This is a genomic window from Pantoea sp. YU22, from assembly GCF_003970755.1.
Classification (GTDB): domain Bacteria; phylum Pseudomonadota; class Gammaproteobacteria; order Enterobacterales; family Enterobacteriaceae; genus Pantoea; species Pantoea piersonii.
Genome location: NZ_RYDU01000001.1, coordinates 526,732 through 551,916, shown reverse-complemented (window position 1 = coordinate 551,916; position 25,185 = coordinate 526,732). Strand labels below are relative to the sequence as shown.

Here is a 25,185-nt window from a genome sequence, read left to right as displayed (position 1 = left end):
CTCCTTATTTGTCCCAGGTAAAACGACGGGCCAGCAGCATCAGGCCCTGCTCCAGCAACAGCCCCACCACGCCGATAATCAGAATGGCGATGAGGATGTTCTCCACGTTGAGGTTGTTCCACTCGTTCCAGATCCAGAAACCGATGCCGAGGCCGCCAGTGAGCATTTCGGCGGCGACGATGACCAGCCAGGCGATGCCGATCGACAAACGCACGCCGGTCAGCACCGCAGGCAACACCGCGGGAAAGAGGATGCGGCGCATCACCGTCCACTCTGAAAGCTGCAGCACGCGCGCCACGTTGAGGTAGTCCTGCGGAATACGCTGCACCCCTTCGGCGGTATTGATCACCATAGGCCAGATGGAGCAGATAAAAATGGTCCAGCTGGAGGCGGGCTCTGCGCGCTGAAACAGCAGCAGGCCGATGGGCAGCCAGGCCAGCGGGCTGACCGGACGCAGCAGCGCGACGATGGGGCTGAACATGCGCGATACAAAGGTGAAGCGGCCCAGCAGAAAGCCCGCGGGGATCCCCACCAGCGCCGCCAGCCCAAACCCGACGGCGACGCGCTGCAGCGAGGCGAGCACGTTCCAGCCGATGCCCTGATCGTTCGGCCCGGCGTTATAAAAGGGATCGGCGAACAGCGTCAGCGCTGCCTGCCAGGTGGCGTAAGGCGTCGGAAAGCCGCTGCTCCACAGCGCGGCGATCTGCCACACCAGCAGCATCAACAGCAGACCACACAGCGCCGGGATCAGGCGCTGCATCAGCGGACGCAGACGGGGCGTACGGACCGCGCGTTTCGGTGTCAGCTTGAGGGTGACGACGGTGCCGGACTCGACGGCCGTCGGCGCGCTTATCTGAGCGGTTTTTTTCATTTCTGCTTCTCCTGGCGGTTCAGGGCGAAACCTGCGGCGTAAGCGGCAGGATCGCTGCCGTCCCATACCTTGCCGTCTATCAGGGTGCTGCTGCGCAGTTCGCTTTGCGGCAGCGCGACGTTGCCGACGGCGGACGCCGCCTGTTTGTAGATGTCGATACGGTTGATCTGGCGCGCCACCGCAAGGTAGTCCGGCTCGGCGCTGAGCATGCCCCAGCGCTTCATCTGGGTCAGGAACCACATGCCGTCGGAGAGCCAGGGAAAGCTCACCGCGCCGTCGTGGAAGAAGCGCATCGGATGGGTCTCCTGCCAGCTTTTGCCGAGACCGTCCTGATACTGCCCGAGCATGCGTCCTTCAAGGGTTTCAACCCGGGTATTGATCCAGGCGCGCTGCGCCAGCACCGCGGCGGTTTCGCGGCGGTTATCGTCGGAGGCGTCTATCCAGCGCGCCGCCTCCAGCACCGCAGCGGTCAGCGCGCGGGCGCTGTTAGGAAAGGTTTTGACCCACTCGGCGCGGGTGGCGAGGATCTTCTCTGGGTGATCCGGCCAGATCTGCTGTGAAGTCGCGACGGTGAAGCCGATGTTGTCGCTGATGGCGCGCTGGTTCCACGGCTCGCCGACACAGAAGCCGCTCATATTGCCGATCTTCATATTCATCACCATCTGCGGCGGCGGCACGACCAGGGTGCGCACGTCGTCAAAGGGATGAATACCCGCGCTGGCGAGCCAGTAGTAAAGCCACATGGCATGGGTGCTGGTGGGAAAGGTATGCGCGAAGGTAAAAGCGCCTTTGGGCTGGGCCGCTACCGCCCGCTTCAGGCTGGCGGCGTCGGTGACGCCCTGGGCCTTTAGCTGGCTGGAGAGCGTAATCGCCTGGCCGTTGTTGTTGAGCGTCATCAGGCTGGCCATATCATGCTGCGGCCCCGCCACGCCCAGCTGCAGGCCGTAGATCATGCCGTAAAGCGCGTGGGCGGCGTCCAGCTCGCCGGAGGTGAGCTTGTCGCGCACCGCCGCCCAGCTCGCCTCTTTGCTCGGCTGCAGCGTCAGACCATATTTTTTATCGAAGCCCTTCACCGCCGCCATCACCACCGGCGCGCAGTCGGTGAGCGGGATAAAGCCGACGCGCAGGCTGGCCTTTTCCGGCGCGTCTGACCCGGCGGCCCAGACGGCGTTGCGCAGACCCGGCAGCAGATATGCGCCGCCAGCGGCGGCGCTGGCGAGTAATAACTTGCGCCGTGAGGCGGAAAAAGAGGAGTGGCTCATCGCTCGCTTCCTGAAAAAAGAGAATAAAAAAAGGCGTCCGACCGACATGCCTGCGCATGCGGATGGACGCCTTTATCCAGAGCACGTGTTTCGCCGCCATTGGCGAAACACGTGCGAATTCATTTAACCAGCTTCATTTAAATCAGAGCAAAGAGCGTGCCAGCTTGCACAGCCCGCGGCGACGCGGCTTCTGGCGCGGCTAAGCCAGACGGATGCACTTCGCTAACGCAGCGCGCGCACAGCCGTTGTGCATCTACCTCTCACGAGGTAGTGGTTGTGCGCGCTGTTCTCTGGCTCGCGCTTATCTCATTGCCCTGCGGGCGGCTGCGCCATCGCGGCGACCGCCAGCACCGCCTGGGCGATGTCAATAATGCGCTTATTCTGGTTCATGGCGCTTTTGCGCAGCGCCTGCCACGCGGCCTGTTCGCTGTAGTCATGCTGCTGCATCAGCCAGGCTTTCGCCTGATCGATCACCCGCCGCTCCTCCAGGGTGGCGCGCATTGTCGCCAGCTCGTCCGCCTGACGCTGCAGACGCTGCGCCTGCTCGCGTACCAGCGACAGAACCGAGCGGCCAAGCTGATGCGCCAGCCCGTCGCTGTGCAGATGGGTCTGCTCTTCCGGCAGCCAGTCGGCGCCGGCGATATAGAGGCTGAAGCTCTGATCCGCCGCCTGAATCGGCTGTGCGGCCTCGCTTTGCGCGGCATGGATAGCCTGACGGCAGCGGGCCATCAGCGTGGCGGTAAGGTGGTCTTCAAGGGTTTTCATCTGGTCGATGCGGGCGCTGAGCAGTGAGAACCAGCGCAGCGTGCCCGACTCCTCTGCCTGGCCGAGCGTGCAGGCGATGCGCCGTAGCCGCTCGATTTCCCGGCTGGCGGCGGCGAGCGGACGCCAGCGGGCCAGCGCGTCGGCGTCGGCAAACTGGCTGAAGGTGGCGAAGCTCTGCTCCTGCGCGGCAATAAGCGCCACCATACGCTGACGCTGCTCCTCGCTGAAGCAGCCGGCGGCGAAACCTGCCGAGCCGGTCGCGCGCTCCTGCCCCGTCAGCTCCTTACCCTGCATAAAACTGAACAGCGCAATCAGCGCGCGGGAAATATCGGGATGGCTGGCGGTATCGGCCGCCTCGAACACCAGGTTCAGCAAGGTACGAATGACCTGGTTGAACGCCTGCATCGCCTGCGCCTGATCGCGGTTGCCCGACAACATCTGCGCGCGCAGCGCAGGCAGCGCCGCCAGCGTTTGCAACGCGGCGGCGATCAGATTGCAGAAGCGGCTGTCGCCGGGATGGGCGGCGGCGGGCGGCAACGCCTGTGTAAAGTCCCGGATTGCGGCGCTCACTTCCTGCTCGCGCGCCAGGCGCTCCTGGCTAAACAGCCTGCCCTGTGAGCAGATCCAGATATTGCTGGCGCCGCGCTCGCGTTGAAGCTGGTGGATCAGTTCGCTCAGCGCCGCAATCAGCTGGCCGGTATGCAGCAGCCGTTGCAGGCTGGCGATATCGCTGTCGCGCGATGCCTGGAGGTATGCCAGCGCGTCGGTCATAGGGATCACCTTGTGTTTTGAGTCACATTTTCAGGGCAAAATGAAGCAAAAGCCGTGCCGCTTTAAGGAAAGAATGCGATCGCCCTCACCCGGATTTTCTGAAAATGTTATGCGTTCAAAAAGCGCCGGACGTCCCCCAGGTCCCAGAAGCAATTAAAAAAATTTAATAATTTCCTATTCCCTGAGGCGCATGACAAAATAGGCTGCTTCATAATTCATCGCGTTACGTTATTCATTAGTAAATTTCGTTTAACTGAACTACTCAGCGACGTTTTTTGGCATTTTTGCGCGCCGTGCGCCAGGCTTGCTAGCATGGCTTTAGCGTGAGCGCAATGGTTTGAAATCTCAAAAGTCTTAGGTAGACTGGATGCAGTACTATCCTGATGTAATTTGTCCGTTTTTTTAGCTGATGCTGTGAAGGCATGATGCAGCGCGCAGGTCGTCACAGGGATGACGATGGCGGCGTATTATGCAGTTACTCTGATGAAATCGAGGAACATGGTGAAAAAGAGTCTTGCGTTAATGCTGCTGGCGACATTGACCCTGGCGGGCTGTAAAGCACCGCCGCCGTCTGTCACCGATGACACGCTGGTCACCAGCGAAGTCAATGGCGTTAAGTTAGTTCATCGTCATGCGGTCGCCGCGCCTGCCGAATTTACCCCGGTTAATGAGACCTGGCGCGCGCTCTACGCAGCTTCGGTGATGACCACGCCCGATTATGGCGGCAAAGTGGTGCGTTATCTTGAAAACGGTAAGCCGTTCGAAGTACTGGGCAGCGTCGAAAACCACTGGCTGGCGATCGCTGACCAGGCGGACGGCCCGCTGATTGGCTATGTTCCGCTGAAAGCGGGCGTGGAAAGCAGCCGCTACGAAGCGACCCTGCGCAGCGATCGCCCTCGCCCGCGCGGTAAGAATAAGCAGGTCTGTGTCGATGTCGGCGGCGCCAGCAAAGCGTGCCGCACCAACGATACCGCGACCTGGATCTTAGACTGATAATGAAATCCGGCGCATATTGCCAGTACGTAATCCCTGAGCTAGCCACTCAGGGATTTGTTCTTGTCTGGAAGAATCCCCGTTAATGACACAAGAATCGCAGGCCGCAGAGGTGAACGCCTCGGGCAACGATAATCTTTTATTACAGGCTGCGGCGCCGCTGCTGAATGCCGTGGTGCAGCTTCGCCAGGCGGTCACGCACGACGATCCCGCAGGCCTGCGTCAGTCGCTGATTGATGAAATCCGTCAGTTCGAGCAGCGCTGCAAACAGGCCGGGCTGCCGTTCGAGATGATTATCGGCGCGCGCTACTGCCTGTGCAGCGCGCTGGATGAGGCCGCCGCTCAAACCCCATGGGGCACGCGCGGCGTCTGGTCAGGCAACGGCATGCTGGTCACCTTCCATAACGAAAGCTGGGGCGGCGAAAAATTCTTCCAGCTGCTGTCGCGCATATCGCAGAGTCCGGCGCAGCATCTCTGGCTGCTGGAGATGGTGCATTACTGTCTGCTGCTCGGCTACGAAGGCCGCTATCGCGGCAGCGACAGCGGACGGGTACAGTGCGACGCCATCCGCAAGCGCCTCGCGAAGCTGATTGAGGAAACGCGGCAACCGCAAAGCGAGAACGCCAGGCCACTGGTCGAGGTGCATCCGCTGGTCAGCAGCATCTCCCGCCCGATGATTCCGCTCTGGGCTTGCGCTACCGTCGCCGCACTGATCGCCTGCCTGCTCTACAGCGCTCTTAACTGGCGGCTGGGCAACGACGCCGAACCGCTGCTGCGCGCCATTTATCAGACGCCGCTGCCGCAGATCACCGTCGGGCGTCGTCCCTCTTCGCCCCAGGCGCTGCTCGATCTGCGTCAGCGCCTCAACGACGTGATTGCCGCCGGTCAGCTTGAAGTCAGCGACGGCGCCTTCGGCAGTAAAGTAATTATCCCCGCCGACAAGCTGTTCGCCGAACAGGGCACCGCCATTAATCCGGTGGGCCGCGCGCTGCTGGCCCGCGTCGCCACGGCGATGAAGAACGTCAAAGGTACGGTGCTGGTGTCGGTCTTTACCGACAATCGCCCGGTAGACAACAGCCGCTTTGCCTCCAGCTATGAATTCTCCTTCGCTCGCGCCCGCGCGGTGACGCAGCTGTTGCAGACGCAGCTCGCCGACGGCCACGCGATCCGTTCTGAAGGACGCGGCGACAGCGATCCGCTGCTGCCCAACGACAGCAATGAAAACCGGACACGCAATCGCCGCGTTGAGATCACTCTGTTTGCCGCGCCGGAAACGCTCGGTAATCATCAAGGAGCTCAGTAATGCGCGCATCCTTACGCCCTGTTTTGACTCATCGCCTGCTCTGGAGCTTTATTGGCGTTACGGCGCTGAGTTGCCTCGTCTGGATCCTCGGCCCGCTCTGGAGCTGGGGAGAAACCCGACCGCTGGAGCCGGAGCTGCCGCGCCAGCTGACGGTAGGCGCACTCTTTTTTATCTGGGTTTTGTTTCAGTTTATCCCTTCGCTCTATCGCGCCTGGTTTAACAGCAAGCTGCTCACTACGCTGCAGCAGACCAGCGCGGAAGATCTCTCTGAGCGGCAGGCGACCGAAGAGCTGCTTACCCAGCGCTTCAGCGAGGCGGTAACGCAGCTAAAACGCATGCCCTTTAGCCGCAAGAGCAACAGCCGCTGGCTGGCGCGCATGCACTCCAGCTATCTCTATCAGCTGCCGTGGTATCTGGTGATCGGCGCCCCTGGCGCGGGCAAAACCACCGCGCTGCTGAATGCCGGGCTCGATTTTCCCCTGACCGACAGCGTCGGCAAAACCGCGATCCGCGGCGTCGGCGGCACCCGTCACTGCGACTGGTGGTTTACCGACCAGGCGGTGCTGATCGATACCGCCGGACGCTATACCCTGCAGGAGAGCCAGCGCGCGCGCGACGCCGGTGAGTGGCACAGCTTTATTAATCTGCTGAAGCGCTACCGCACGCGCCAGCCGATCAACGGCGTGATCATGACGCTCAGCGTGGCCGATCTGCTGAGCGAATCCGCCGAGGCGCGTTATGCCCAGGCGAGCGCCATGCGCAACCGCCTGAGCGAGCTGCACCAGCAGACCGGCATCCACTTTCCGGTTTATGTGATGGTGACCAAGACCGATCTGCTGAAGGGGTTTATGGGCTATTTCGGCGCGCTGGAGAAACGCCAGCGCGACGCCATCTGGGGCTTTACCTTCCCCTGGGAGCCGGGCAAGCCGCATAAAGATGACTGGCATCGCAGCTTTAATCAGCAATTCCGCCGTCTGGAGCGTCAGCTTCAGCAGCAGCTGAGCCACAAAATGGCGCAGGAGCGCGACCTCAGCCAGCGCGCCGACTGTTTCCTCTTTCCGCAGGAGTTCGCTTCGCTGCGTCCGCTGCTGAACGAGTATCTCGACGTGGTCTTCTCCGGTCAGCAGGAGTCAATCGCCTGGAGCGCCCGCGGGCTCTTCTTTACCAGCGGTACCCAGGAGGGCCTGCCCTTTGACCGCATTATGGGCGAGCTGAGCCGCAAGCTGCAGCTGCCGCAGGCGAGCGGTCAGACCATCGCCGCCTGGGACAGCGTTAACCGCAACAGCCCGATTCCCGGCAATAAGGGACAGAGCTTTTTTATTCGCGATCTCCTCAGCGATCTGGTGTTTCGCGAAAGCGGCCTCGCCGGCAGCAACCGTCACTGGGAGCACCGCAATCAGCTGTTTCACTGGATTGGCTACGGCGTGCTCGCGGGCGCGCTGACTATCGCCTCGGGACTCTGGCTGATTAGCTTTTTCCAGAACCAGCGCTATCTCAGTCAGGTGGCGGATCGCGTGCCGACCATCGTGAAGCAGAGCCAGCAGGTGATCCATCAGCCAGCCGATAATATTTTTGATCTGCTTCCCTTTTTGAACAACCTGGTGAAATTGCCGCTTTCCGACCATTTTTCTCTGGATAATCCGCCTGTTACTATGCGCGCCGGGCTGTATCGCGGCACCCAGGTCAGCGACGCGGCCTGGGCGCTTTATCAAAATGCGCTAAAGTCTTTGCTATTACCGCGCGTCGCGCAGCAGATCACTAACCTGCTGCGAAACGACAAGGGCGATGATAATGAATACAGCCGTAACGCGCTGCGTGCCTATCAGATGCTCTACCAGCCGCGCAACTATGACGGTGAATTTCTGCGCGCCTGGCTGATGCAGAATTTGCAGCACTCGCTGCCTGAGAACGTCAGCGCGCGTGACCTGCAGCAGCTCGACTGGCACCTCAGCCAGCTGCTGGATCAGCAGATTCAGTCTTCGCCCTATGCGCGTGACAATGCGTTGATGATGCGCAAACTTGCGGAAAATCTTAAAAATGCGGGTCGGGAAGGCAGTGCGCTGGCCGTCACCCCTGCGGTGGCTGCGAAGCGATTGACCGCGCATAGCGAGTAATGATGAGGTGAGAGATGGCTGCGATCGTTGCCCCCGGCTGGTACGGGAAGCTCCCCTCAACCGGCGATTTCCTGCGCCACCGGTTGAGTGAGAAACATATCGCGCCCTGGACCCACTGGTTTCAGCAAGGGCTGATGCACTGGCACAGCCAGGAGCAGGCGGCAACCAGCTGGTTTCTGCAGGCGCCAGTGTGGAACTTCGTCCTGCCGGTCACGCCGGGCGTGCAGCAGGTGCAGATGGGCTGCCTGATGCCCTCGTGCGACCGCGTGGGGCGCGCCTGGCCGCTGCTGGCGCTGCGCACCTTTCCGCTCAGCCAGTGGCATCCGGCACAGCTCGCCATCTCCGGCGACTGGTTTCAGGATTTAGGCGCCACGCTCTACCAAGCCGTGCAGGTGCAGATCGCCGCCGCGCAGCTGGAGCAACAGATTCAGGCGCTGCCGCCGCTGCTGGTGCCGGAGAAGCAGCGCTCCGACATTATGGATGTGATCGGCTTCAGCGATCTGCCCTGCACCCTGAGCTGGCGCGAGGCGGCGGACCGGTTCGATCCGCAGCAGCATATCAGCTACTGGTGGACCAATCGCTGCGACGGATTCGCCCATGCGACCCACAAGCACAGCGGCAACCTGACGGCGCAACTTTTTTCACTACTTTTTAACCCGGCGGCAGGTACACAGCCGGGACGTAACGGCCTCTATCCGCCAATGTTCGAATAACGGCCTTGCGTTTGCCCATCAGACACGGGATGACTCATGCAATTTACCATTGTGCAGTGCAATACGGATGTTCCGGTAAAAACCGTGGCGTTTCAGCCGCCCGGCGGCACTATTGGCCGTAGCCAGGATAACGATCTGGTATTGCCGGATGAATCGCGCGCCATTTCGCGTTTGCAGGCGCTGGTGCACCTTTCCGCCGACGGCGAATGTCGCCTGACCAGTCAGGGCAGCGTAACCGCGGTGGTGCACAACGGCGTCGCGCTGGATCGGGGCATGCAGGTTCGGCTGCAGCATGGCGATGCGCTGCAAATTGGCGAATACCAGCTTGCGGTACAGGACCCGGCGCGCGCTGACGCGGCGAAAGATGACCCGCTGGCGCTGTTTGTCAGTGAGATGCAGCTGGAGGACGATCCGCTGGGCCTCGATGCAGAGCCGGTGGAAAGCGTTGTCTCTGCGACGCCTTCGCCGTCGCGCCACAGCGACGCGCGGCTGGCGATCGAGCCGCAAAAGAGCGAGTCGCCGCGTTTGACGGGCGCCGCCTTACAGGATCAGGAAAAACTGATCGCCGCGCTGCTCGACGGCATGGGGCTGAGCAACGGTCACGCCACCCCTATCGACGAAGAGCAGATGCGCGTTACGGGACGTATGCTAAGCCTCTTCTCGCAGGGCACGGTTGCGCTGCTGTCGTCGCGCCAAATTCTGAAGCGCGGCGTGAAGGCGGATATGACGATGATCCTGAACGAAGCGAATAACCCCTTTAAGATCCTGCCCTCCGGGAAAACGGTGCTGATGCAGATGTACCAGAGCCAGATGCCCGGCTTTATGCCGCCTGAGCAGGCGGTGCGCGACGCGCTGGTGGATCTGCAGGCGCATCAGCTCGGCATGATTGCCGGTATTCGCGCGATTATCGCCGCCATGCTGCAGTCGTTTAACCCGCAGCGTCTGGAAGAGCAGGCGCGCAGCGAGGGCGTTCTGCCCAAACTCCCCTTCTCTGTCGCCCGAAAAGCCGCGCTCTGGGACTACTTTACGCGCAATTATCAGCGCACCGCCGGCGAGATCGAAGATGACTTCCATACCCTGTTCGGCGAGGCCTTCCTGCACGCCTACGATGTGGAAGTCAACCAGTACAAAGATTCGCAGACCCGGACGGATGAAGCATGAAGATTGTTTTTGCCAGTCGCTGCCAGCAGGGGCTGCGCGATGAGAACCAGGACCGCACCGGCGCGGAAATTACCGAAGAGAAAGCCTGCTTTGTGGTATGCGACGGCGTGGCGGGCCTGTCCGGCGGCGATCGCGCCGCGCAGCTGGTGCGCGACACCCTGCTGGCCGAGCTGCATAGCCAGCCCCGGCTGACGCCGGAGAATACCCACGCGGCGATTGAACACTGCCGCGCGGCGCTGCGGCAGGCGCAGGAGCAACAGCCCGGATTTTCGCGGATGAGCACCACGCTGGCCGCCCTGTTTATTGACCGCCCGCAGCGGCGCGCCTGGTGGGCGCACGCCGGGGACAGCCGGGTTTATCACTTTCGGCACGGCGCGCTGTTCGACGTCACGCGCGATCACAGTCTGGCGCAGCAGCTAAAGGATGCGGGCTATGAAAATACCGGCATTAACAGTAATTTACTCTATAATGCGCTCGGCGCGGATCCGGCGCGTCCGGTCACCTTTTCCGCCGAGCTGGCGCTGGAGGATGGCGACGCCTTTCTGGTCTGCACTGACGGATTCTGGCTAAACCTGACGACCAGGGAGATGGAGCAGGCATTGCGCATGGTCAATGCCTGCGAAGAGTGGCTGGCCCTGATGGAAAAAGCGGTCAGCCGCAGCGTGAAGAAGGATAATCTCAGCGCGCTCTCTGTGTGGATCGGCGAACCTCAGGACGCCACGTTGCTTTATTCTGCGGCGGATTCGGCACGCTTTCTGCCACCCCGCGACTGATACCAGGGATCATTATGAAATTATGGTTGTCCGGCATTGCGACCTTATTTATCGCCTTCAGCGCGCAGGCCGAAGATTATCGCGTGGTTTATTCACCCAGCCTGGCGCTGGAGGTCTTTATTGACGGCGTAAAAAGCAAGGCGCCTGACGACTGGTGTAAAGAGTCGCTGCCGCTGCGTATCGTGTCGGGTAAAAGCACCGATTCCGCCGTGCTGACGTCATTTTTGCCGCGCGTCGGCACGCTGCTGGCGAACCAGTGCGGCACGCTGGACGAACTGCCCTGGCAAATGACCAACAAAGAGGGCGGCGTACTCGCCAGCGGCAGCGCCAGCAAACTGCAAAACTGGCGGCCGATTGTGATGGCTGACGCCACCGCCAGCGCCAGCGCGGCTAACGCCGCGCCGCTCGATCTGTCGCGTCCGGCCAATACCGCGCCGCTGCAGCATTTCGATCTGCCTGGCGGCTGCCGCTTCCGCACCTCATGGGACGCCGACGGGCAGTCGCTGTTTATTCCTGACAGCGCGAAAGCGCAGTGTCCGCATGATGGCTGGCTGGAAGGCAAAAGCGAGATAATCTTAGCGGATAAGGGTAAAAACAGGCCTCTGACGGTCACCTTTTATCAGGGCTACCCTGTTGCGAATCTGTCGATTTCCGGCAACTCGCTGCAAATCGTGGCCGTCAATAAAGAGCGCATGATCGTCACGCGCGCCGATGCGGCGGACAGCTGGCTGGTGCTGCCTTTCGACGAGGCGAGCCACGTCTGGCGCTTTAACGGCGCGCTACTGGTCAAAATGGATAAGAATACGGCGCAGCAGGATCCTGACGCCGTGAAATCGCGGGTGGAAACGTTGCGTGGTCTTTGGGGACCGCAGTTTATGCCACAGCAAAAAGTGAATGTGTTACTGATCGACACCCTGCACGCCGATCTGGTTGATCCGGCGATAGGTGCGTGGCGTAACATCAATTAATTACAGCGCAGCCTGTCTGTCAGGCGGTGTTCAGAGAGTTCACTATGTCGGCAAATGATAATCAGAAAGCGGTGCCCAACGCGCTCCCTGCGGGCTACCGTTTTAACGAGTTTGAAATCAAGGAAGTGATTGGCGGCGGCGGTTTTGGCATCGTTTACCGCGCGTGGGATCATCAGCTCGAACGCACCATCGCTATTAAAGAGTATATGCCGGTATCGCTGGCGGTACGCGCAGAGGATATGTCGCTGGAGCTGCGCGGCGAACGCTATCAGAAGCTGTTTAATGCCGGTCTGACCAGCTTTATTCAGGAGGCGCGTCTGCTGGCGCGCTTCAACCATCCCGGCCTGCTGCACGTGCTGCGCTTCTGGGAACAGAACGGCACCGCCTATATGGGCACGCTCTACTACAGCGGCATGACGCTGAAAGAGTGGCAGCTTACCAGCCCGGATGCGGTGAACGAGGCCTGGATCCGTCGCCTGCTGCCGCCGCTGTTTGGCGCTATCAGCACGATTCATCAGGCGGGCTATCTGCATCGTGATATTTCGCTGGATAATATTCAGATTCAGGAAAACCAGCTGCCGGTTCTGCTCGACTTCGGCTCGGCGCGCAAAGAGATCGGCAATCTGTCAGACGAAACCGAGATTATGCTAAAGCCGGGCTTCGCGCCGATTGAGCAGTACAGCGAAGAGGGGGAAAACGAACAGGGCCCCTGGACCGATATTTACGCGCTCGGCGCGGTGCTGCACAGCCTGATCACCAGCAATCCGCCGCCGGTCAGCGTGGTGCGCTGCATCGAGGATAACTACCAGCCGCTGGTCGAACGTAAGCCAGCTGGCTATTCGCTGCCGCTGCTGCATGCGGTGGACTGCGCGCTGGCGATGAAGCCCGCCGATCGTCCGCAGTCGATTGACGCTTTTGCGGCGCTGATCGACCTGCCCGTCAGCGACGTGGAGGCGGTGGTCAATAGTCTGCAGCCTGCGCCGGAACCGCTGCCTGCGCCAGCCCCTCCGCCCATTGTCGAGGAGGAGGAGATTGTCACGCCTGCGCCGGTGGTGATGGCGGTGAATCACGGCTCGGCCAGCGTAGAGCCGGTGACGCCGCGCAACGTACGCCGTCTGTCGCCGGGTCTGGTAGCGCTGGCGGCGGTCGCGCTGCTGGCGGTGATTGCGGTAACCTGGCTGACCAACAGGCGCGACGCGACGCCGGAAAACGCAGCGCCATCCGTTGCGACCAACTCTGGCGTGAATAACTCGCCGCCAGCAGCAGCCACGCCCGCCGCGCTGGCGACGGTCTACCTTAAACTGGAACGTGGCGCCAACGTGGTGCTGAACGGTCAGCCAGTCGAGGTGAAAACCAGCAGCAACGGTTTCGCCGCGCTTAATCTGGCGGCTGGTCAGTATCGTATCGAAGTGCACTCAGGAACCAGCATGCGTGCGCAGTCGCTGGTAATTGATAAGCCAGGCACCTGGCTGCTGAATCCGGGGAACTGATGCGCTTTCGCGGCGTGGATTGGCACGCCGCGAGCCTCTATCCCTGCGCGCAGCGTACGCCCGCCTGTAGCGCGCGCACCTGATGCGCCAGACGGCTTAAGCTCTCCTCCTCCATGCCGCGCTTCGCCAGTTCCTGCTCCAGCGAAAAGAGATATTGCGCGTTGCTGCCCAGCGGGCCGCTTGCCGCCGCGATCAGCGGCGCGACAGCCTCCGGGCAGGAGTCAGATTCATAGAGTGGATGGCGCGGGTCCATAATAAAGGCCAGCGCGGTCACGCTGCGGCCATCCTCCAGCGTCAGCTCGCACCAGGTCGGCAGATAGCAGCCGGTGATCATCTCGCGCTTCCACAGCAGCTCCAGTTCTTCATGCAGGCGCGTCTCCGGCAGGCGAAACGCCAGCCCGCTGGTTGAACCGCCCTCTTTCAGCGCCAGCATGCGGCCGGGATGGGACGAGGTGCCGCGTCCGGCGATCAGGCGCAGGCAGAAGGCGCGGTGCCAGCCTTCCAGCGTGCCGGATGCGACCTCGTCCGCTTCGAAAATGGGGTTCCACATCAGCGAGCCATAGCCGAAGATCCAGACCGGGCTCTGGTCGGGACGGCAGGCCAGCGTGGCTGCCAGCGACGCTGCGCGCTGCTCGCAGCTCCAGAGCAGCGATTCTTCAATATCGCCGAATGACGTTTTGCAGTCTGCTTTTAATAAAAATTCTCGGGTTAACAATGCGACCTCCTGACTTCTCTTACATCCTGTCGAACGTGCTCCCTGGTTAAATCGACATACGGGCGACGCGGTGAGCCGCAGCGTTAACTGACATTATGCATTTTCCGCAACGCTTTCAAGGCCAGGAATAAGCAACAAATTTAAAGTAATTTAAGAAAAAGGCCAGTATCACTGGCCTTTTCGTAGAGGGCTACTTTTTCGGGTGCCACTTATCGTCATCGCCCTTTTCGTACTCCTTTTTCACCGCCGACCAGGCGACTTTGTGGGCGACCTCTTCCTGCGACTCATCGCCGCGGCGCTCATCCTTGTCTTTGTACTGATCCCAGGCGCTGTTGAAAGCCTTCTGATAGATCTCCTGCGCGTGCGGCGGCAGTACATGTTTAACGTTGTCCGGCAGCGCTTCACGGTTCTTATACGGCATTGCATCTCCTCCATTCAGGGCCTTATCTAAGCCTGGCGTATGCGTTAAAAATTTCAACCCTGGATTTCATTGCGGTACCACGCGCAAGTAGAGTAAAGCCGATAAAAATCGTGGTTATCCCGCCAAAAAAACGCAAATAAAGCATGACAGTTTGCTTTAATCAAACTATTAACGAAATGAAATTAAATAGATAATTTATATTTACCTCTTCTTTTACCGCAATTGACGGTTATTTTACTTAAAGTAAAAAGTGGTAAATTTCCCACATAGCAAACGGCGAAAAGTTACACTCTTTGCCGACATAAAAGTTCTACTCTTTTTGTGAAGCCCCGTTTGGGTTTCGCCGAAGTTTTTCTCTTAAGAGGATGGTGAATGACTACCTATGAAAAAACACGTCACAAAGAGTTCTCGCTGATACTTCCCCTCGCCGCCCTTGGTGTCCTGTTCTTCTTCGGCGGAGCAAACGGCCTGCCCGTGGTTATCGGCATCAACCTGCTGGCGCTGGTCGCGATCCTGAGCAGCGCGTTCAGCGTGGTGCGCCATGCTGACGTGCTGGCGCACCGGCTGGGTGAACCTTACGGCTCGCTGATCCTGAGTCTGTCGGTGGTTATCCTTGAGGTCAGCCTGATCTCCGCGCTGATGGCGACCGGCGACGCCGCGCCAGCCCTGATGCGCGACACGCTCTACTCCATCATTATGATCGTCACCGGCGGGCTGGTCGGGTTCTCGCTGCTGCTGGGCGGGCGTAAGTTCGCCACCCAGTATGTGAATCTCGCCGGGGTAAAGCAGTATCTGATCGCCATCTTTCCGCTGGCGATTCTGGTGCTGGTGTTTCCCAACGCGCTGCCGGGCGGCAACTTCACCACCACCCAGGCGCTGCTGATTGCGGCGATTTCGGCGGCGATGTATGGCGTGTTTCTACTGATCCAGACGCGCACGCATCAGAGCCTGTTTGTCTACGAGCATGAGGACGACAGTGACGATGGCGACCCCCATCACGGCAAGCCTTCTGCGCACAGCAGCATCTGGCACACCGCCTGGCTGATTGTGCATCTGATTGCGGTTATCAGCGTGACCAAGATGAACGCCACTACGCTGGAGCAACTGCTGTCGGAGTTTAATGCGCCTGCGCAGTTCACCGGCTTCCTGGTCGCGCTGCTGATCCTGTCGCCGGAAGGTCTGGGGGCGCTGAAGGCGGTGCTGATGAATCAGGTACAACGCGCCATGAATCTCTTCTTCGGCTCCGTACTGGCGACGATTTCTCTGACCGTGCCGGCGGTAACGATTATCGCCACGCTGACCGGCCAGCAGCTGGTGTTTGGCCTTGAGCCGCCGCAGATGGTCATGATGTCAGCGGTGCTGATCCTGTGCCAGATCTCTTTTTCCACTGGACGCACCAATGTGCTGAACGGCGCCGCGCACCTGGCCTTATTTGCGGGCTATCTCCTCACCATCATGCTTTAACAACTCGCCGCGCCCGGGCAGAAAAGCGACGAAAAAAAAGAGCGATCTCTCGCTCTTTTTTATTTCGCTCAGTGAAGCGCGACTTATTTGCTGGTATCCAGCTCCGGGAAGCTCTTCACCAGATCGTCAATCGCCTTCATCTGCACCAGGAACGGCTCAAGCTTATCCAGCGGCAGCGCGGACGGGCCGTCGCATTTCGCGTGATCCGGATCCGGATGCGCTTCGATAAACAGACCGGCAATGCCGACCGCCATACCGGCACGCGCCAGCTCGCCCACCTGAGCGCGACGGCCGCCAGAGGCAGCGCCGAACGGATCGCGCGTCTGCAGCGCATGGGTCACGTCGAAAATCACCGGGCTGTTATTGGTGACTTTTTTCATCACGTTGAAGCCGAGCATGTCGACGACCAGATTGTCATAGCCGAAGTTGCTGCCGCGATCGCACAGAATAACTTTATCGTTGCCGCCTTCCGCGAACTTATCCACGATATTGCCCATCTGACCCGGGCTGACGAACTGCGGCTTCTTCACGTTGATGACCGCGCCGGTTTTCGCCATCGCTTCAACCAGGTCGGTCTGACGCGCCAGAAACGCCGGCAGCTGGATCACATCTACCACGTCGGCCACCGGCTGCGCCTGCGCCGCCTCGTGCACGTCGGTAATGATCTTCACGCCGAACGCCTGCTTCAGCTCCTGGAAAATCTTCATGCCCTCTTCGAGGCCTGGACCGCGATAGGATTTGATGGAAGAGCGGTTTGCCTTGTCAAAAGAGGCCTTGAACACGTACGGAATGCCGAGCTTGTCGGTGACCTTAACGTAGTGTTCGCAAATACGCATGGCGAGATCGCGTGATTCCAGCACGTTCATGCCGCCAAACAGCACAAATGGCAGATCGTTAGCGACCTTGATATCACCAATAGTGACGACTTTCTGAGTCATGCCCTTTCCTTAACTGTGTGGTGCGCTTAGTGCAGCGTCACCTGTTTCTGTTCAATTGCGTGAATTTGCACTTTGATCATTTCGCTGACCGGGTCTTCAGGACAGTGCTCAACGAAATAAGTTAAATCGTTTAACGCAATATGCTCGCACTCCAGCTGAGCATAGATCAAACCGCGATCGCGAATTTCATAGGGATCGTCCGGGTCGATCTGCAACAGCACCTGGCTCACGCCCAGCGCCAGCTCCATCTGCTTCTCCTCCATCAGCGCCGCTTTCATGGTGTCGAGCATTTTGCGCATGACGCTAATGGTCTTCGCCTCTTCCAGATCGTCGTCGTAGAGCTTCGCCGTGGGGCTGATATTGCCTTTCAGCCAGACTTCCAGCGTATGGGTATCCAGCGTCTCGCCGTTGAAGGGGTTGATCAGCCACATATCGCCGTCGATCCAGTCTGCGCGCAAAATCAGCTGAGTGGGGAAAATAACCGGCATCAGCGGAATCTCCAGCGCCTGCGCGATATGCAGCAGGATCACACCCAGCGAGACCGCCGTTCCCTGGCGCGTCTTCAGCACTTTGTCCAGCCACAGCGCGTCGGAAAGGTTATAAATGCCGCTGGCACCGCCGAAGCCCCACTGACGATAGAAAAGCTCCAGCAGCTTCTCCAGCTGCATATCGGCATCCTGTTCGCCGCTCACATAGCAGCGGGCTTCCATCACCAGCGCGGCCAGCTGCTCCTGCACGGAGGAGGCGGGAAAATCGGCGCGAATCGCTCGGGTCGCGCCAATCACCGCTTCACACAGCGGCGTCTGGCTAAAATCTAATTGTTCTGCGGAGGTCATACTATCCCCAATAATGGCATTTTGGTCACCGCCAGCTTAATCACTGTCACCAGCGCGACCAGCGCGACCAGGAAAGCGATCCAGCGCGTGCGGCTGGTGCGCGGGCGACGGCTCAATGCCACGGAACCTAAGGCGATGTAGATAATAACGCCTAAAAGCTTCTCCGTCAGCCAGCTTCCTTGCGGCGAGAAGGGGTAAAAGTGCGTAATGACCACCAGCAGCACGCCGGTAAGCAGTAAAAAGGTATCGTTAACGTGTGGCGTAATGCGCACCCAGCGGCGCTGCAGCAGCGCCGAACCGCTGCGCAGCCAGTAAAAACGCACGATAAAAAGCGCGATGCTGATAAATACCGTCAGCAGATGCAGTTGTTTAATAAGAGGATAGTAAGCGGCCATGGTACGTCCTTTTTAAAATGGAATGTGACCGAGCGTGACGCGCGGATTGCCGCCGTAGTCATTCACGGTCGCGACCTGAAGAAAACCTTGCTGCTGCATTAGCGCGCGCACCGCCGCATCCTGCTGCCAGCCATGTTCCAGCAGCAGCCAGCCGCCAGGCACAAGCCACTGCGGCGCCTGAGCGATCAGCAGGCGCAGATCCGCCAGCCCGGCCTCATCGGCCACCAGCGCGCTGCGCGGTTCAAAGCGCACATCGCCCTGTGACAGATGGTGATCGCACGCGTCGATATAGGGAGGATTGCTGACGATAAGGTCAAACCGCGCGGCGGGCAGCGCGTCGAACCAGTGGCTCAGCGCGAATTCGGCGTTGGCTATCGCCAGCCGCTCGGCGTTGCTTTGCGCCAGCGTTACGGCCGCCTCAATGCGATCGACGCCCAGCACCTGACAGTCGGGACGCTCGCTCGCCAGCGCCAGCGCGATTGCGCCGGTACCGGTGCCGAGGTCGAGGATGCGCGACGGCGCGGCAGGCAGACGCGCCAGCGCCTGTTCCACCAGCACTTCGGTATCGGGACGCGGGATTAGCGTTGCGTCGGAGACGCGCAGCGGCAGCGACCAGAACTCGCGCTCGCCAATCAGATGTGCCACCGGCTCACCCTGAACGCGACGCGCCAGCAGCACGTTGAGGCGCGCCAGCTGCTCAGGCAGCAGCGCGGTCTCATCAAACGCCACCAGCCAGCTGCGCGACTTACCGGTGACGAAACCGAGCAGGATCTCCGCGTCGCGCTTCGGGCTGTCGCCGCCCTGCAGAGCAGCGACAGCCTGTTTCATCCAGCTTTTAAAATCCATTACTCCTGACCAGCCAGCGCGGCCAGCTGATCGGCCTGATGCTCCTGCACGATCGGCTCAATCAGGTTGTCCAGCTTGCCTTCCATGGTCTCGTCGAGGCGGTAAATGGTCAGGTTGATGCGGTGATCCGTGACGCGCCCCTGCGGGAAGTTGTAGGTGCGGATACGATCGGAACGGTCGCCGCTGCCCAGCAGGTTGCGGCGCGTGCTCGCCTCCGCTTCGTGGCGTTTCGCCATCTCCGCGGCGTGAATGCGCGCGCCCAGCACCGCCAGCGCTTTGGCTTTGTTTTTGTGCTGCGAACGCTCATCCTGACACTCCACCACGATGCCGGTCGGCAAGTGGGTGATACGGATAGCGGAGTCGGTGGTGTTAACGTGCTGTCCGCCCGCGCCCGATGAGCGGAAGGTATCGATTTTCAGATCGGACGGATTGATATCCGGCAGCTCCGCTTCCGGCACCTCCGGCATCACCGCAACGGTGCAGGCTGAGGTATGGATACGTCCCTGGGATTCCGTTTCCGGCACGCGCTGCACGCGGTGGCCGCCCGATTCGAACTTCAGACGACCATAGGCGCCTTCGCCGGTCACGCGCGCAATCACCTCTTTATAGCCGCCGTGCTCGCCCTCGTTGGCACTGACGATCTCCACACGCCAGCGGCGGGCTTCGGCGTAGCGGCTGTACATGCGGAACAGATCGCCGGCAAAGATCGCCGCCTCGTCGCCGCCGGTGCCGGCGCGCACTTCGATAAAGCAGGCGCGCTCGTCATCAGGATCTTTCGGCAGCAGCAGGACCTGCAGCTGCTGCTCCAGCCGCTCGCTCTCTTCGCGCGCCTGCTGCAGCTCCTCCTGCGCCATATCGCGCATTTCCGCATCGTCCAGCATCATCTGGGCGGTTTCGATATCTTCCTGCGTCTGCTGCCACGCGCGGAAACATTGGGTAACGTCGGTTAGCTGGGCATATTCACGCGAAAGCGCGCGGAAGCGGTCCTGATCGGCGATTACGCTGGCATCGCCCAGCATCGCTTCCACTTCTTCGTGGCGCTCCTGCAGCGCTTCCAGTTTGGCAACAATAGAGGTTTTCATGTCGTGATGGGATTCTCGTCACAGAGGGCAACAGCCCAGGAGTCTACTCGAGACCGAGGCTGTCGCGAAGCAATTGCAGGCGTTCAGTGTCGCCGTCGCGGGCGGCCTGCTGCAGAGATTTGGTTGGTGCGTGAATTAAACGGTTGGTCAGCTTATGCGCCAGCTCCTGCAGCACTTTCTGCGGATCTGCGCCCTGCTGCAGCGCAGCCAGCGCGCGAGATTCAAGATCGGCGCGCACGCTGTCCGCCTGAGAGCGGTATTCGCGAATCGTCTCTACCGCGCTCTGGGCGCGCAGCCAGGACATAAATTCGCCGCTCTCCTGCACCACGATGCTTTCGGCCTGCACGGCGGCGGCTTTGCGCTGCGCCATATTTTGCTCGATGATCGCCTGCAGATCGTCAACGCTGTAGAGATAGGCGTTAGGCAGCTTGCCCACTTCCGGCTCGACGTCGCGCGGCACGGCGATATCAACCAGCAGCATCGGTTTGTTGCGGCGCGCTTTCAGCGCACGCTCCATCATCCCTTTGCCGATAATCGGCAGCGGGCTGGCGGTGGAGGAGATAACGATATCGGCGTCGACCAGGCGCGCGTCGATCTCGGCCAGGTCGATCACTTCTGCGCCTACCTCTTCCGCCAGTCGCTCGGCGCGCTCGCGCGTGCGGTTGGCGATTATCAGCTTCTGCACTTTATGCTCGCGCAGATGGCGCGCCACCAGCTCGATGGTTTCACCTGCGCCAACCAGCAGCACATTCACCGTCGACAGGGATTCGAAGATCTGGCGCGCCAGCGTACAGGCGGCGAAAGCGACCGACACCGCGCTGGCGCCGATTTCCGTCTCGGTGCGCACCCGTTTGGCGACCGAGAAGGTTTTCTGAAACATGCGCTCCAGTTCGCTGCTCAGCGCATGGCCGCGCTGCGAATCGGCGAAGGCTTTTTTCACCTGCCCGAGGATTTGCGGTTCGCCCAGCACCAGCGAGTCAAGGCCGCTCGCTACGCGCATTAAATGGCTTACCGCCGCATTGTCCTGATGCCAGTAAAGACTTTGACGCACGTCCTCTTCATTGAGATGGTGATAATCACACAGCCAGCGCACCAGGCGCTCCTGCAGATCCGCCTGCTGTTCTACGCTAAGGTAGAGTTCGGTGCGGTTGCAGGTAGAGAGAACGACGCCGCTCTGCACCATTGGCTGGGACAGCAGGCTGTCGAGCGCCTGTTCCAGCACGTCCGGCCCGAACGCAACGCGTTCGCGCAGCGCGACAGGTGCAGTTTTATGATTGATTCCGAGAGCGAGCAGCGTCATGGCGATAAAAGTTGGGTTGTCCCAATAATGTCAGGGTTTTGTGAGGCGCATTCTACAAGATGCGGCAGATCATGAAAAGCCATACAAAGGCTATGACTGTAATAAGATTAAACTGATCGTGCGCAATTTTCCTCTAATCAGCATTGACGGTTTATAAGCGGATCGCTAGCGTTATCTGTTACGAATTAAAAACGTGTCCGAGGAGATGACCACGTGATGACCTTTTCACCACGCACTATGTTGCGCCTTTTGCCGCTGGCGAGCGCCCTGCTCACCGCCTGCGCCGTCCATCAACCGCAGGGGCCAGGTCCGAGCACGACCGCGCCGCAGTGGCAGCAACATCAGCAGGAAGTGGCGAAAGTCACGCACTATCAGACGCGCGGCGCCTTCGCCTATCTTTCTGACAAGCAGAAAGTCTACGCGCGCTTTAACTGGCAGCAGACCGCTCCGGACCGCTATCGCCTGCTGCTGACCAATCCGCTCGGCAGCACCGAACTGCAGCTCGACGCCCAGGGCAATACCGTGCAGATGGTGGACAACAAAGGCAAGCGCTATGTCAGCAACGACGCGGAGAAGATGATCGCCCAGCTCACCGGTATGGATATTCCGCTCGCCAACCTGCGCCAGTGGATGATGGGCCTGCCCGGCGACGCCAGCGACTATCAGCTAAACAGCAGCTACCAGCTGAAGAGCCTGAACTACAGCAGCAATGGCCAGAAGTGGCAGGTTACCATTCAGGATTACGACAGCAAAACGACCCCGGCGCTGCCGGCGAACCTGGAGCTGCGCGAAGGCGACCAGCGCATCAAGCTGCGTATGGATAGCTGGACCCTGCAATGATCACCTCCTGGCCCGCTCCGGCAAAGCTTAACCTGTTTCTCTATATCACTGGCCGTCGCGCGGACGGCTACCACAATCTGCAAACCCTGTTTCAGTTTCTCGACTACGGCGATACGCTGCATATCACGCCCGACAGCAGCGGCCGTGTGACGCTGACCACGCCGGTTGAGGGCGTCACCCATGACGACAACCTTATCATTCGTGCAGCAACGGCGCTGCGTCAGGCGGCGCAGGCCGGGAACAGACTGCCTGCCGATGCCGGCGCGCAGATAGCCATTGAAAAACGCCTGCCGATGGGCGGCGGACTGGGCGGCGGCTCGTCCAATGCCGCGACGGTGCTGGTGGCGCTTAATTATCTGTGGGGCATCGGCCTCTCTTTTGAGGCACTGGCGGCGCTTGGGGTTCAGCTCGGCGCAGACGTACCGGTGTTTGTCAGAGGTTTCGCCGCCTTTGCGCAGGGCGTCGGCGAACAGCTGCAGCCCGCCGATCCGGCGGAGAAATGGTATCTGGTGGCACATCCGGGCGTGAGCATTCCGACGCCGCTGGTATTTAACGATCCGCAGCTTACGCGGGACACGCCAGTGCGTTCCCTGGCGGCGCTTTTATCGACGCCCTTCCACAATGATTGTGAGGCAGTAGTAAGAAAACGTTTTCGCGAGGTTGATGAGCTTGTTTCCTGGCTGCTAGAATACGCGCCGTCGCGCCTGACTGGCACTGGCGCCTGCGTGTTTGCCGAATTTGACACGGAGTCAGCCGCTCGTCAGGTGCTGGAACTCGCCCCGAAATGGGTATGCGGATTTGTTGCGCGAGGCGTTAACGTCTCGCCTCTGCATCGCACCCTTTCCGGGCTGTAAGCGCATGTGTGACAGTGTCACCCTGTTCCAGACGCTGCACTCTGTGCATTAACACACCCGTATGAACATGCGCTGCGGTATGCGCCGGTTACCGTAACGCCGTTCATTCTCTGGACGCAAAGCCTGAGGTTCTTCTCGTGCCTGATATGAAGCTATTTGCTGGTAACGCCACCCCGGAACTAGCACAACGTATTGCCAACCGCCTTTACACTAGCCTCGGAGACGCCGCAGTGGGCCGTTTCAGCGATGGCGAAGTGAGTGTACAAATTAATGAAAATGTACGCGGTGGTGATATTTTCATCATCCAGTCCACCTGTGCTCCCACCAATGATAATCTGATGGAACTGGTTGTGATGGTCGACGCGCTGCGTCGAGCTTCTGCTGGTCGTATTACCGCGGTTATTCCCTACTTCGGCTATGCCCGTCAGGACCGCCGCGTGCGTTCCGCGCGCGTGCCAATCACCGCTAAAGTGGTCGCGGATTTCCTTTCCAGCGTTGGCGTCGATCGCGTTCTGACGGTCGATCTTCACGCCGAGCAAATCCAGGGCTTCTTTGACGTCCCGGTTGATAACGTTTTCGGCAGCCCTATTCTGCTGGAAGACATGCTGCAAATTGGTCTGGAAAACCCGATTGTGGTTTCTCCGGACATCGGCGGCGTCGTACGTGCCCGTGCGATCGCTAAACTCCTCAACGATACCGATATGGCTATCATCGATAAACGTCGTCCGCGCGCTAACGTTTCTCAGGTGATGCACATCATCGGCGACGTGGCAGGCCGCGACTGCGTGCTGGTCGACGATATGATCGACACCGGCGGCACGCTGTGCAAAGCGGCGGAAGCGTTGAAAGAGCGCGGCGCGAAACGCGTTTTCGCCTACGCAACGCACCCCATCTTCTCCGGCAACGCGGTTGAGAACCTGCGTAAATCGGTCATCGACCAGGTTATCGTCTGCGACACTATCCCGCTTTCTGAAGAGATGAAGTCGCTGCCAAACGTGCGTACCCTGACCCTTTCCGGCATGCTGGCTGAAGCGATCCGTCGTATCAGCAACGAAGAGTCTATCTCGGCGATGTTCGAGCATTAATTCTTTGCTAAATAAAAAACCGGGCCATGCGCCCGGTTTTTTTATGTGCGAATCAGGCTGTTTAATGATGCGGCGTGCGGCGACAGCGCTCGTCATAGTGACGGTGCCAGAAGTAGCGATCTTCGATTTTTTCCCGTCCGCTGACGCGCGCACCTGCCAGCCATAACAGCGCGCCGATAAAGATGCCCAGAATAGCGGCCTGTGCCAGCAGAGCGGGCATCTGGATGCTCGGCAACTGATTAAGCACAGAGAAAAAGATACTGGAGACCATCACGATCAGCCCAACAATCATCATGACGTTTCCTGCTTTCCGACAATGTTGATGTTTCATAACTCACCTCTGTCCATATGAACAAGCAATTAAAACCGCACGTAATGTTAACCTGACATAAGTTTAGGCAATGACTGGCCCTGGATTTGCGTCCAGGATCACACAACGTTCACAAACATTGACGCAGCTTTACGCGCAGCAGCTTGATTTCAAAATAAATTAGTTAATCACGCTGCGTAACCAACTCTCCCGACGAAGTTTGTTCTCTTTCCTGCCGCGAAGTACACTAACGCCTTTTCCATACCTGAGCAGGATAATCATCGTGAGCAGCATTAAACTGATTGTGGGCCTGGCCAATCCCGGCGCAGAGTACGCCGCGACGCGGCATAATGCGGGTGCCTGGTATCTCGATTTACTGGCGGAGCGCCATAATCAGTCGTTAAAGGAAGAGGCGAAATTTTTCGGCTATACCGCACGCATTAGCCTGGCGGGCGAAGATGTGCGCCTGCTGGTGCCGACAACCTTTATGAACCTCAGCGGCAAAGCCGTGGCGGCAATGGCGACCTTTTTCCGCATCACGCCGGAAGAGATTCTGGTGGCGCACGATGAGCTGGATCTGCCGCCCGGCGTGGCGAAATTCAAACAGGGCGGCGGGCATGGCGGCCATAATGGCCTGAAAGACATCATCAGCAAACTTGGCAACAACAATAATTTTCATCGCCTGCGTATCGGCATCGGCCATCCAGGCGATCGCAATAAGGTGACCGGCTTTGTGCTGGGCAGGCCGCCCGCCAGCGAACAGAAGCTGATCGACGACGCTATTGATGAAGCGGCGCGCTGCACCGAAGTGTGGCTGAAAGAGGATCGTCTGAAGGCGATGAACCGGCTGCACGCGTTCAAGGCGAGCTAAACGCCCTGCCCGCGCGATTTCTGTGTATAATGCGCCAACTTTTT

General features: G+C 59.8%; 25 protein-coding genes. 13 read left to right on the top strand and 12 right to left on the bottom strand.

What is annotated here, in order from left to right:
• Positions 1-4: 4 nt before the first annotated feature.
• The 3 genes from ntrB to EKL29_RS02650 all read right to left on the bottom strand — a co-directional run bounded on the left by ntrB (position 5) and on the right by EKL29_RS02650 (position 3,669).
• Positions 5-871, bottom strand: a complete 867-nt coding sequence (ntrB, locus tag EKL29_RS02660) for a nitrate ABC transporter permease (protein ID WP_126688788.1) — start codon at positions 869-871, stop codon at positions 5-7.
• Positions 868-2,133 carry a CmpA/NrtA family ABC transporter substrate-binding protein gene (locus EKL29_RS02655; protein ID WP_126688787.1) on the bottom strand — a complete coding sequence of 422 codons (1,266 nt, stop codon included), beginning with the start codon at positions 2,131-2,133 and terminating at the stop codon, positions 868-870. The genes ntrB and EKL29_RS02655 overlap by 4 nt, the downstream gene beginning before the upstream one ends.
• A gap of 306 nt (positions 2,134-2,439) precedes the next feature.
• Entirely contained in the window at positions 2,440-3,669 is a 1,230-nt protein-coding gene (locus tag EKL29_RS02650; RefSeq protein ID WP_126688786.1) for a nitrate regulatory protein, read from the bottom strand.
• Between the two features lie 498 nt (positions 3,670-4,167).
• Between EKL29_RS02650 and EKL29_RS02645 the strand changes: the two genes are divergently transcribed.
• From EKL29_RS02645 to EKL29_RS02610, 8 genes are all read left to right on the top strand, one after another.
• Positions 4,168-4,662 carry an SH3 domain-containing protein gene (locus EKL29_RS02645; RefSeq protein WP_179256440.1) on the top strand — a complete coding sequence of 165 codons (495 nt, stop codon included), beginning with the start codon at positions 4,168-4,170 and terminating at the stop codon, positions 4,660-4,662.
• Between the two features lie 85 nt (positions 4,663-4,747).
• A complete protein-coding gene (icmH, locus tag EKL29_RS02640; RefSeq protein ID WP_120452299.1) occupies positions 4,748-5,965 on the top strand; it encodes a type IVB secretion system protein IcmH/DotU in 1,218 nt (405 codons plus the stop codon).
• A complete protein-coding gene (gene tssM / locus EKL29_RS02635) occupies positions 5,965-8,079 on the top strand; it encodes a type VI secretion system membrane subunit TssM (protein WP_120452297.1) in 2,115 nt (704 codons plus the stop codon). The genes icmH and tssM overlap by 1 nt, the downstream gene beginning before the upstream one ends.
• A gap of 14 nt (positions 8,080-8,093) precedes the next feature.
• Positions 8,094-8,792, top strand: coding sequence for a type VI secretion system-associated protein TagF (tagF, locus tag EKL29_RS02630; protein ID WP_120452295.1), 699 nt, complete (start codon positions 8,094-8,096; stop codon positions 8,790-8,792).
• 36 nt (positions 8,793-8,828) lie between these two features.
• Positions 8,829-9,953: a type VI secretion system-associated FHA domain protein TagH gene (gene tagH / locus EKL29_RS02625; protein WP_120452293.1), complete on the top strand. Its 1,125-nt coding sequence runs from the start codon at positions 8,829-8,831 to the stop codon at positions 9,951-9,953.
• Positions 9,950-10,726: a PP2C family serine/threonine-protein phosphatase gene (locus tag EKL29_RS02620; protein ID WP_120452291.1), complete on the top strand. Its 777-nt coding sequence runs from the start codon at positions 9,950-9,952 to the stop codon at positions 10,724-10,726. The genes tagH and EKL29_RS02620 overlap by 4 nt, the downstream gene beginning before the upstream one ends.
• 14 nt (positions 10,727-10,740) lie before the next feature.
• Positions 10,741-11,694, top strand: a complete 954-nt coding sequence (locus EKL29_RS02615) for a hypothetical protein (protein WP_120452289.1) — start codon at positions 10,741-10,743, stop codon at positions 11,692-11,694.
• A gap of 44 nt (positions 11,695-11,738) precedes the next feature.
• Positions 11,739-13,184: a serine/threonine-protein kinase gene (locus tag EKL29_RS02610; protein ID WP_126688785.1), complete on the top strand. Its 1,446-nt coding sequence runs from the start codon at positions 11,739-11,741 to the stop codon at positions 13,182-13,184.
• A 37-nt stretch (positions 13,185-13,221) separates the two neighbouring features.
• Here EKL29_RS02610 and EKL29_RS02605 read toward each other — a convergent pair whose 3' ends face one another.
• Both EKL29_RS02605 and chaB read right to left on the bottom strand, forming a co-directional pair.
• Positions 13,222-13,899 (bottom strand): gamma-glutamylcyclotransferase, encoded by a 678-nt coding sequence (locus tag EKL29_RS02605; RefSeq protein WP_120452285.1) that lies wholly within the window; start codon positions 13,897-13,899, stop codon positions 13,222-13,224.
• A 190-nt stretch (positions 13,900-14,089) separates the two neighbouring features.
• On the bottom strand, positions 14,090-14,320 hold the full coding sequence (gene chaB / locus EKL29_RS02600) for a putative cation transport regulator ChaB (RefSeq protein ID WP_033747642.1): 231 nt from the start codon (positions 14,318-14,320) through the stop codon (positions 14,090-14,092).
• A 372-nt stretch (positions 14,321-14,692) separates the two neighbouring features.
• Here chaB and chaA point away from each other — a divergent pair, with 372 nt between their 5' ends.
• The gene (chaA, locus tag EKL29_RS02595) at positions 14,693-15,784 is read left to right on the top strand and encodes a sodium-potassium/proton antiporter ChaA (protein ID WP_120452283.1); all 1,092 of its coding nucleotides are present in this window, start codon (positions 14,693-14,695) and stop codon (positions 15,782-15,784) included.
• Positions 15,785-15,867: 83 nt separating this feature from the next.
• Here the strand turns inward: chaA and kdsA are convergent, their stop codons facing one another.
• From kdsA to hemA, 6 genes are read right to left on the bottom strand one after another with little or no spacing between them, the layout of a single operon-like run.
• A complete protein-coding gene (gene kdsA / locus EKL29_RS02590; RefSeq protein WP_096073022.1) occupies positions 15,868-16,722 on the bottom strand; it encodes a 3-deoxy-8-phosphooctulonate synthase in 855 nt (284 codons plus the stop codon).
• 26 nt (positions 16,723-16,748) lie between these two features.
• On the bottom strand, positions 16,749-17,558 hold the full coding sequence (gene sirB1 / locus EKL29_RS02585; RefSeq protein ID WP_126688784.1) for an invasion regulator SirB1: 810 nt from the start codon (positions 17,556-17,558) through the stop codon (positions 16,749-16,751).
• Positions 17,555-17,953 (bottom strand): SirB2 family protein, encoded by a 399-nt coding sequence (locus EKL29_RS02580; protein ID WP_120452279.1) that lies wholly within the window; start codon positions 17,951-17,953, stop codon positions 17,555-17,557. The genes sirB1 and EKL29_RS02580 overlap by 4 nt, the downstream gene beginning before the upstream one ends.
• A 12-nt stretch (positions 17,954-17,965) precedes the next feature.
• Positions 17,966-18,799 carry a peptide chain release factor N(5)-glutamine methyltransferase gene (gene prmC / locus EKL29_RS02575; protein WP_126688783.1) on the bottom strand — a complete coding sequence of 278 codons (834 nt, stop codon included), beginning with the start codon at positions 18,797-18,799 and terminating at the stop codon, positions 17,966-17,968.
• Positions 18,799-19,881: a peptide chain release factor 1 gene (gene prfA / locus EKL29_RS02570; RefSeq protein ID WP_120452275.1), complete on the bottom strand. Its 1,083-nt coding sequence runs from the start codon at positions 19,879-19,881 to the stop codon at positions 18,799-18,801. Before prfA ends, prmC begins: the two co-directional genes overlap by 1 nt.
• A gap of 43 nt (positions 19,882-19,924) precedes the next feature.
• Entirely contained in the window at positions 19,925-21,181 is a 1,257-nt protein-coding gene (gene hemA / locus EKL29_RS02565) for a glutamyl-tRNA reductase (protein WP_120452273.1), read from the bottom strand.
• Positions 21,182-21,397: 216 nt separating this feature from the next.
• Here hemA and lolB point away from each other — a divergent pair, with 216 nt between their 5' ends.
• The 3 genes from lolB (at position 21,398) to prs (ending at position 23,960) form a co-directional block, all read left to right on the top strand.
• Positions 21,398-22,021 (top strand): lipoprotein insertase outer membrane protein LolB, encoded by a 624-nt coding sequence (lolB, locus tag EKL29_RS02560; RefSeq protein WP_126688782.1) that lies wholly within the window; start codon positions 21,398-21,400, stop codon positions 22,019-22,021.
• Positions 22,018-22,875 (top strand): 4-(cytidine 5'-diphospho)-2-C-methyl-D-erythritol kinase, encoded by an 858-nt coding sequence (gene ispE / locus EKL29_RS02555; RefSeq protein ID WP_126688781.1) that lies wholly within the window; start codon positions 22,018-22,020, stop codon positions 22,873-22,875. Before lolB ends, ispE begins: the two co-directional genes overlap by 4 nt.
• A 137-nt stretch (positions 22,876-23,012) precedes the next feature.
• On the top strand, positions 23,013-23,960 hold the full coding sequence (prs, locus tag EKL29_RS02550; protein WP_006118899.1) for a ribose-phosphate diphosphokinase: 948 nt from the start codon (positions 23,013-23,015) through the stop codon (positions 23,958-23,960).
• 61 nt (positions 23,961-24,021) lie between these two features.
• On the opposite strand, the gene ychH is transcribed toward prs, so the two are convergent.
• Positions 24,022-24,291, bottom strand: coding sequence for a stress-induced protein YchH (gene ychH, locus EKL29_RS02545; RefSeq protein ID WP_120452267.1), 270 nt, complete (start codon positions 24,289-24,291; stop codon positions 24,022-24,024).
• A gap of 262 nt (positions 24,292-24,553) precedes the next feature.
• On the opposite strand from ychH, the gene pth reads away from it, so the two are divergent.
• Complete coding sequence (gene pth, locus EKL29_RS02540; RefSeq protein WP_120452265.1) at positions 24,554-25,141, top strand: aminoacyl-tRNA hydrolase; 588 nt, start codon at positions 24,554-24,556, stop codon at positions 25,139-25,141.
• The last annotated feature ends 44 nt before the right edge of the window (positions 25,142-25,185 follow it).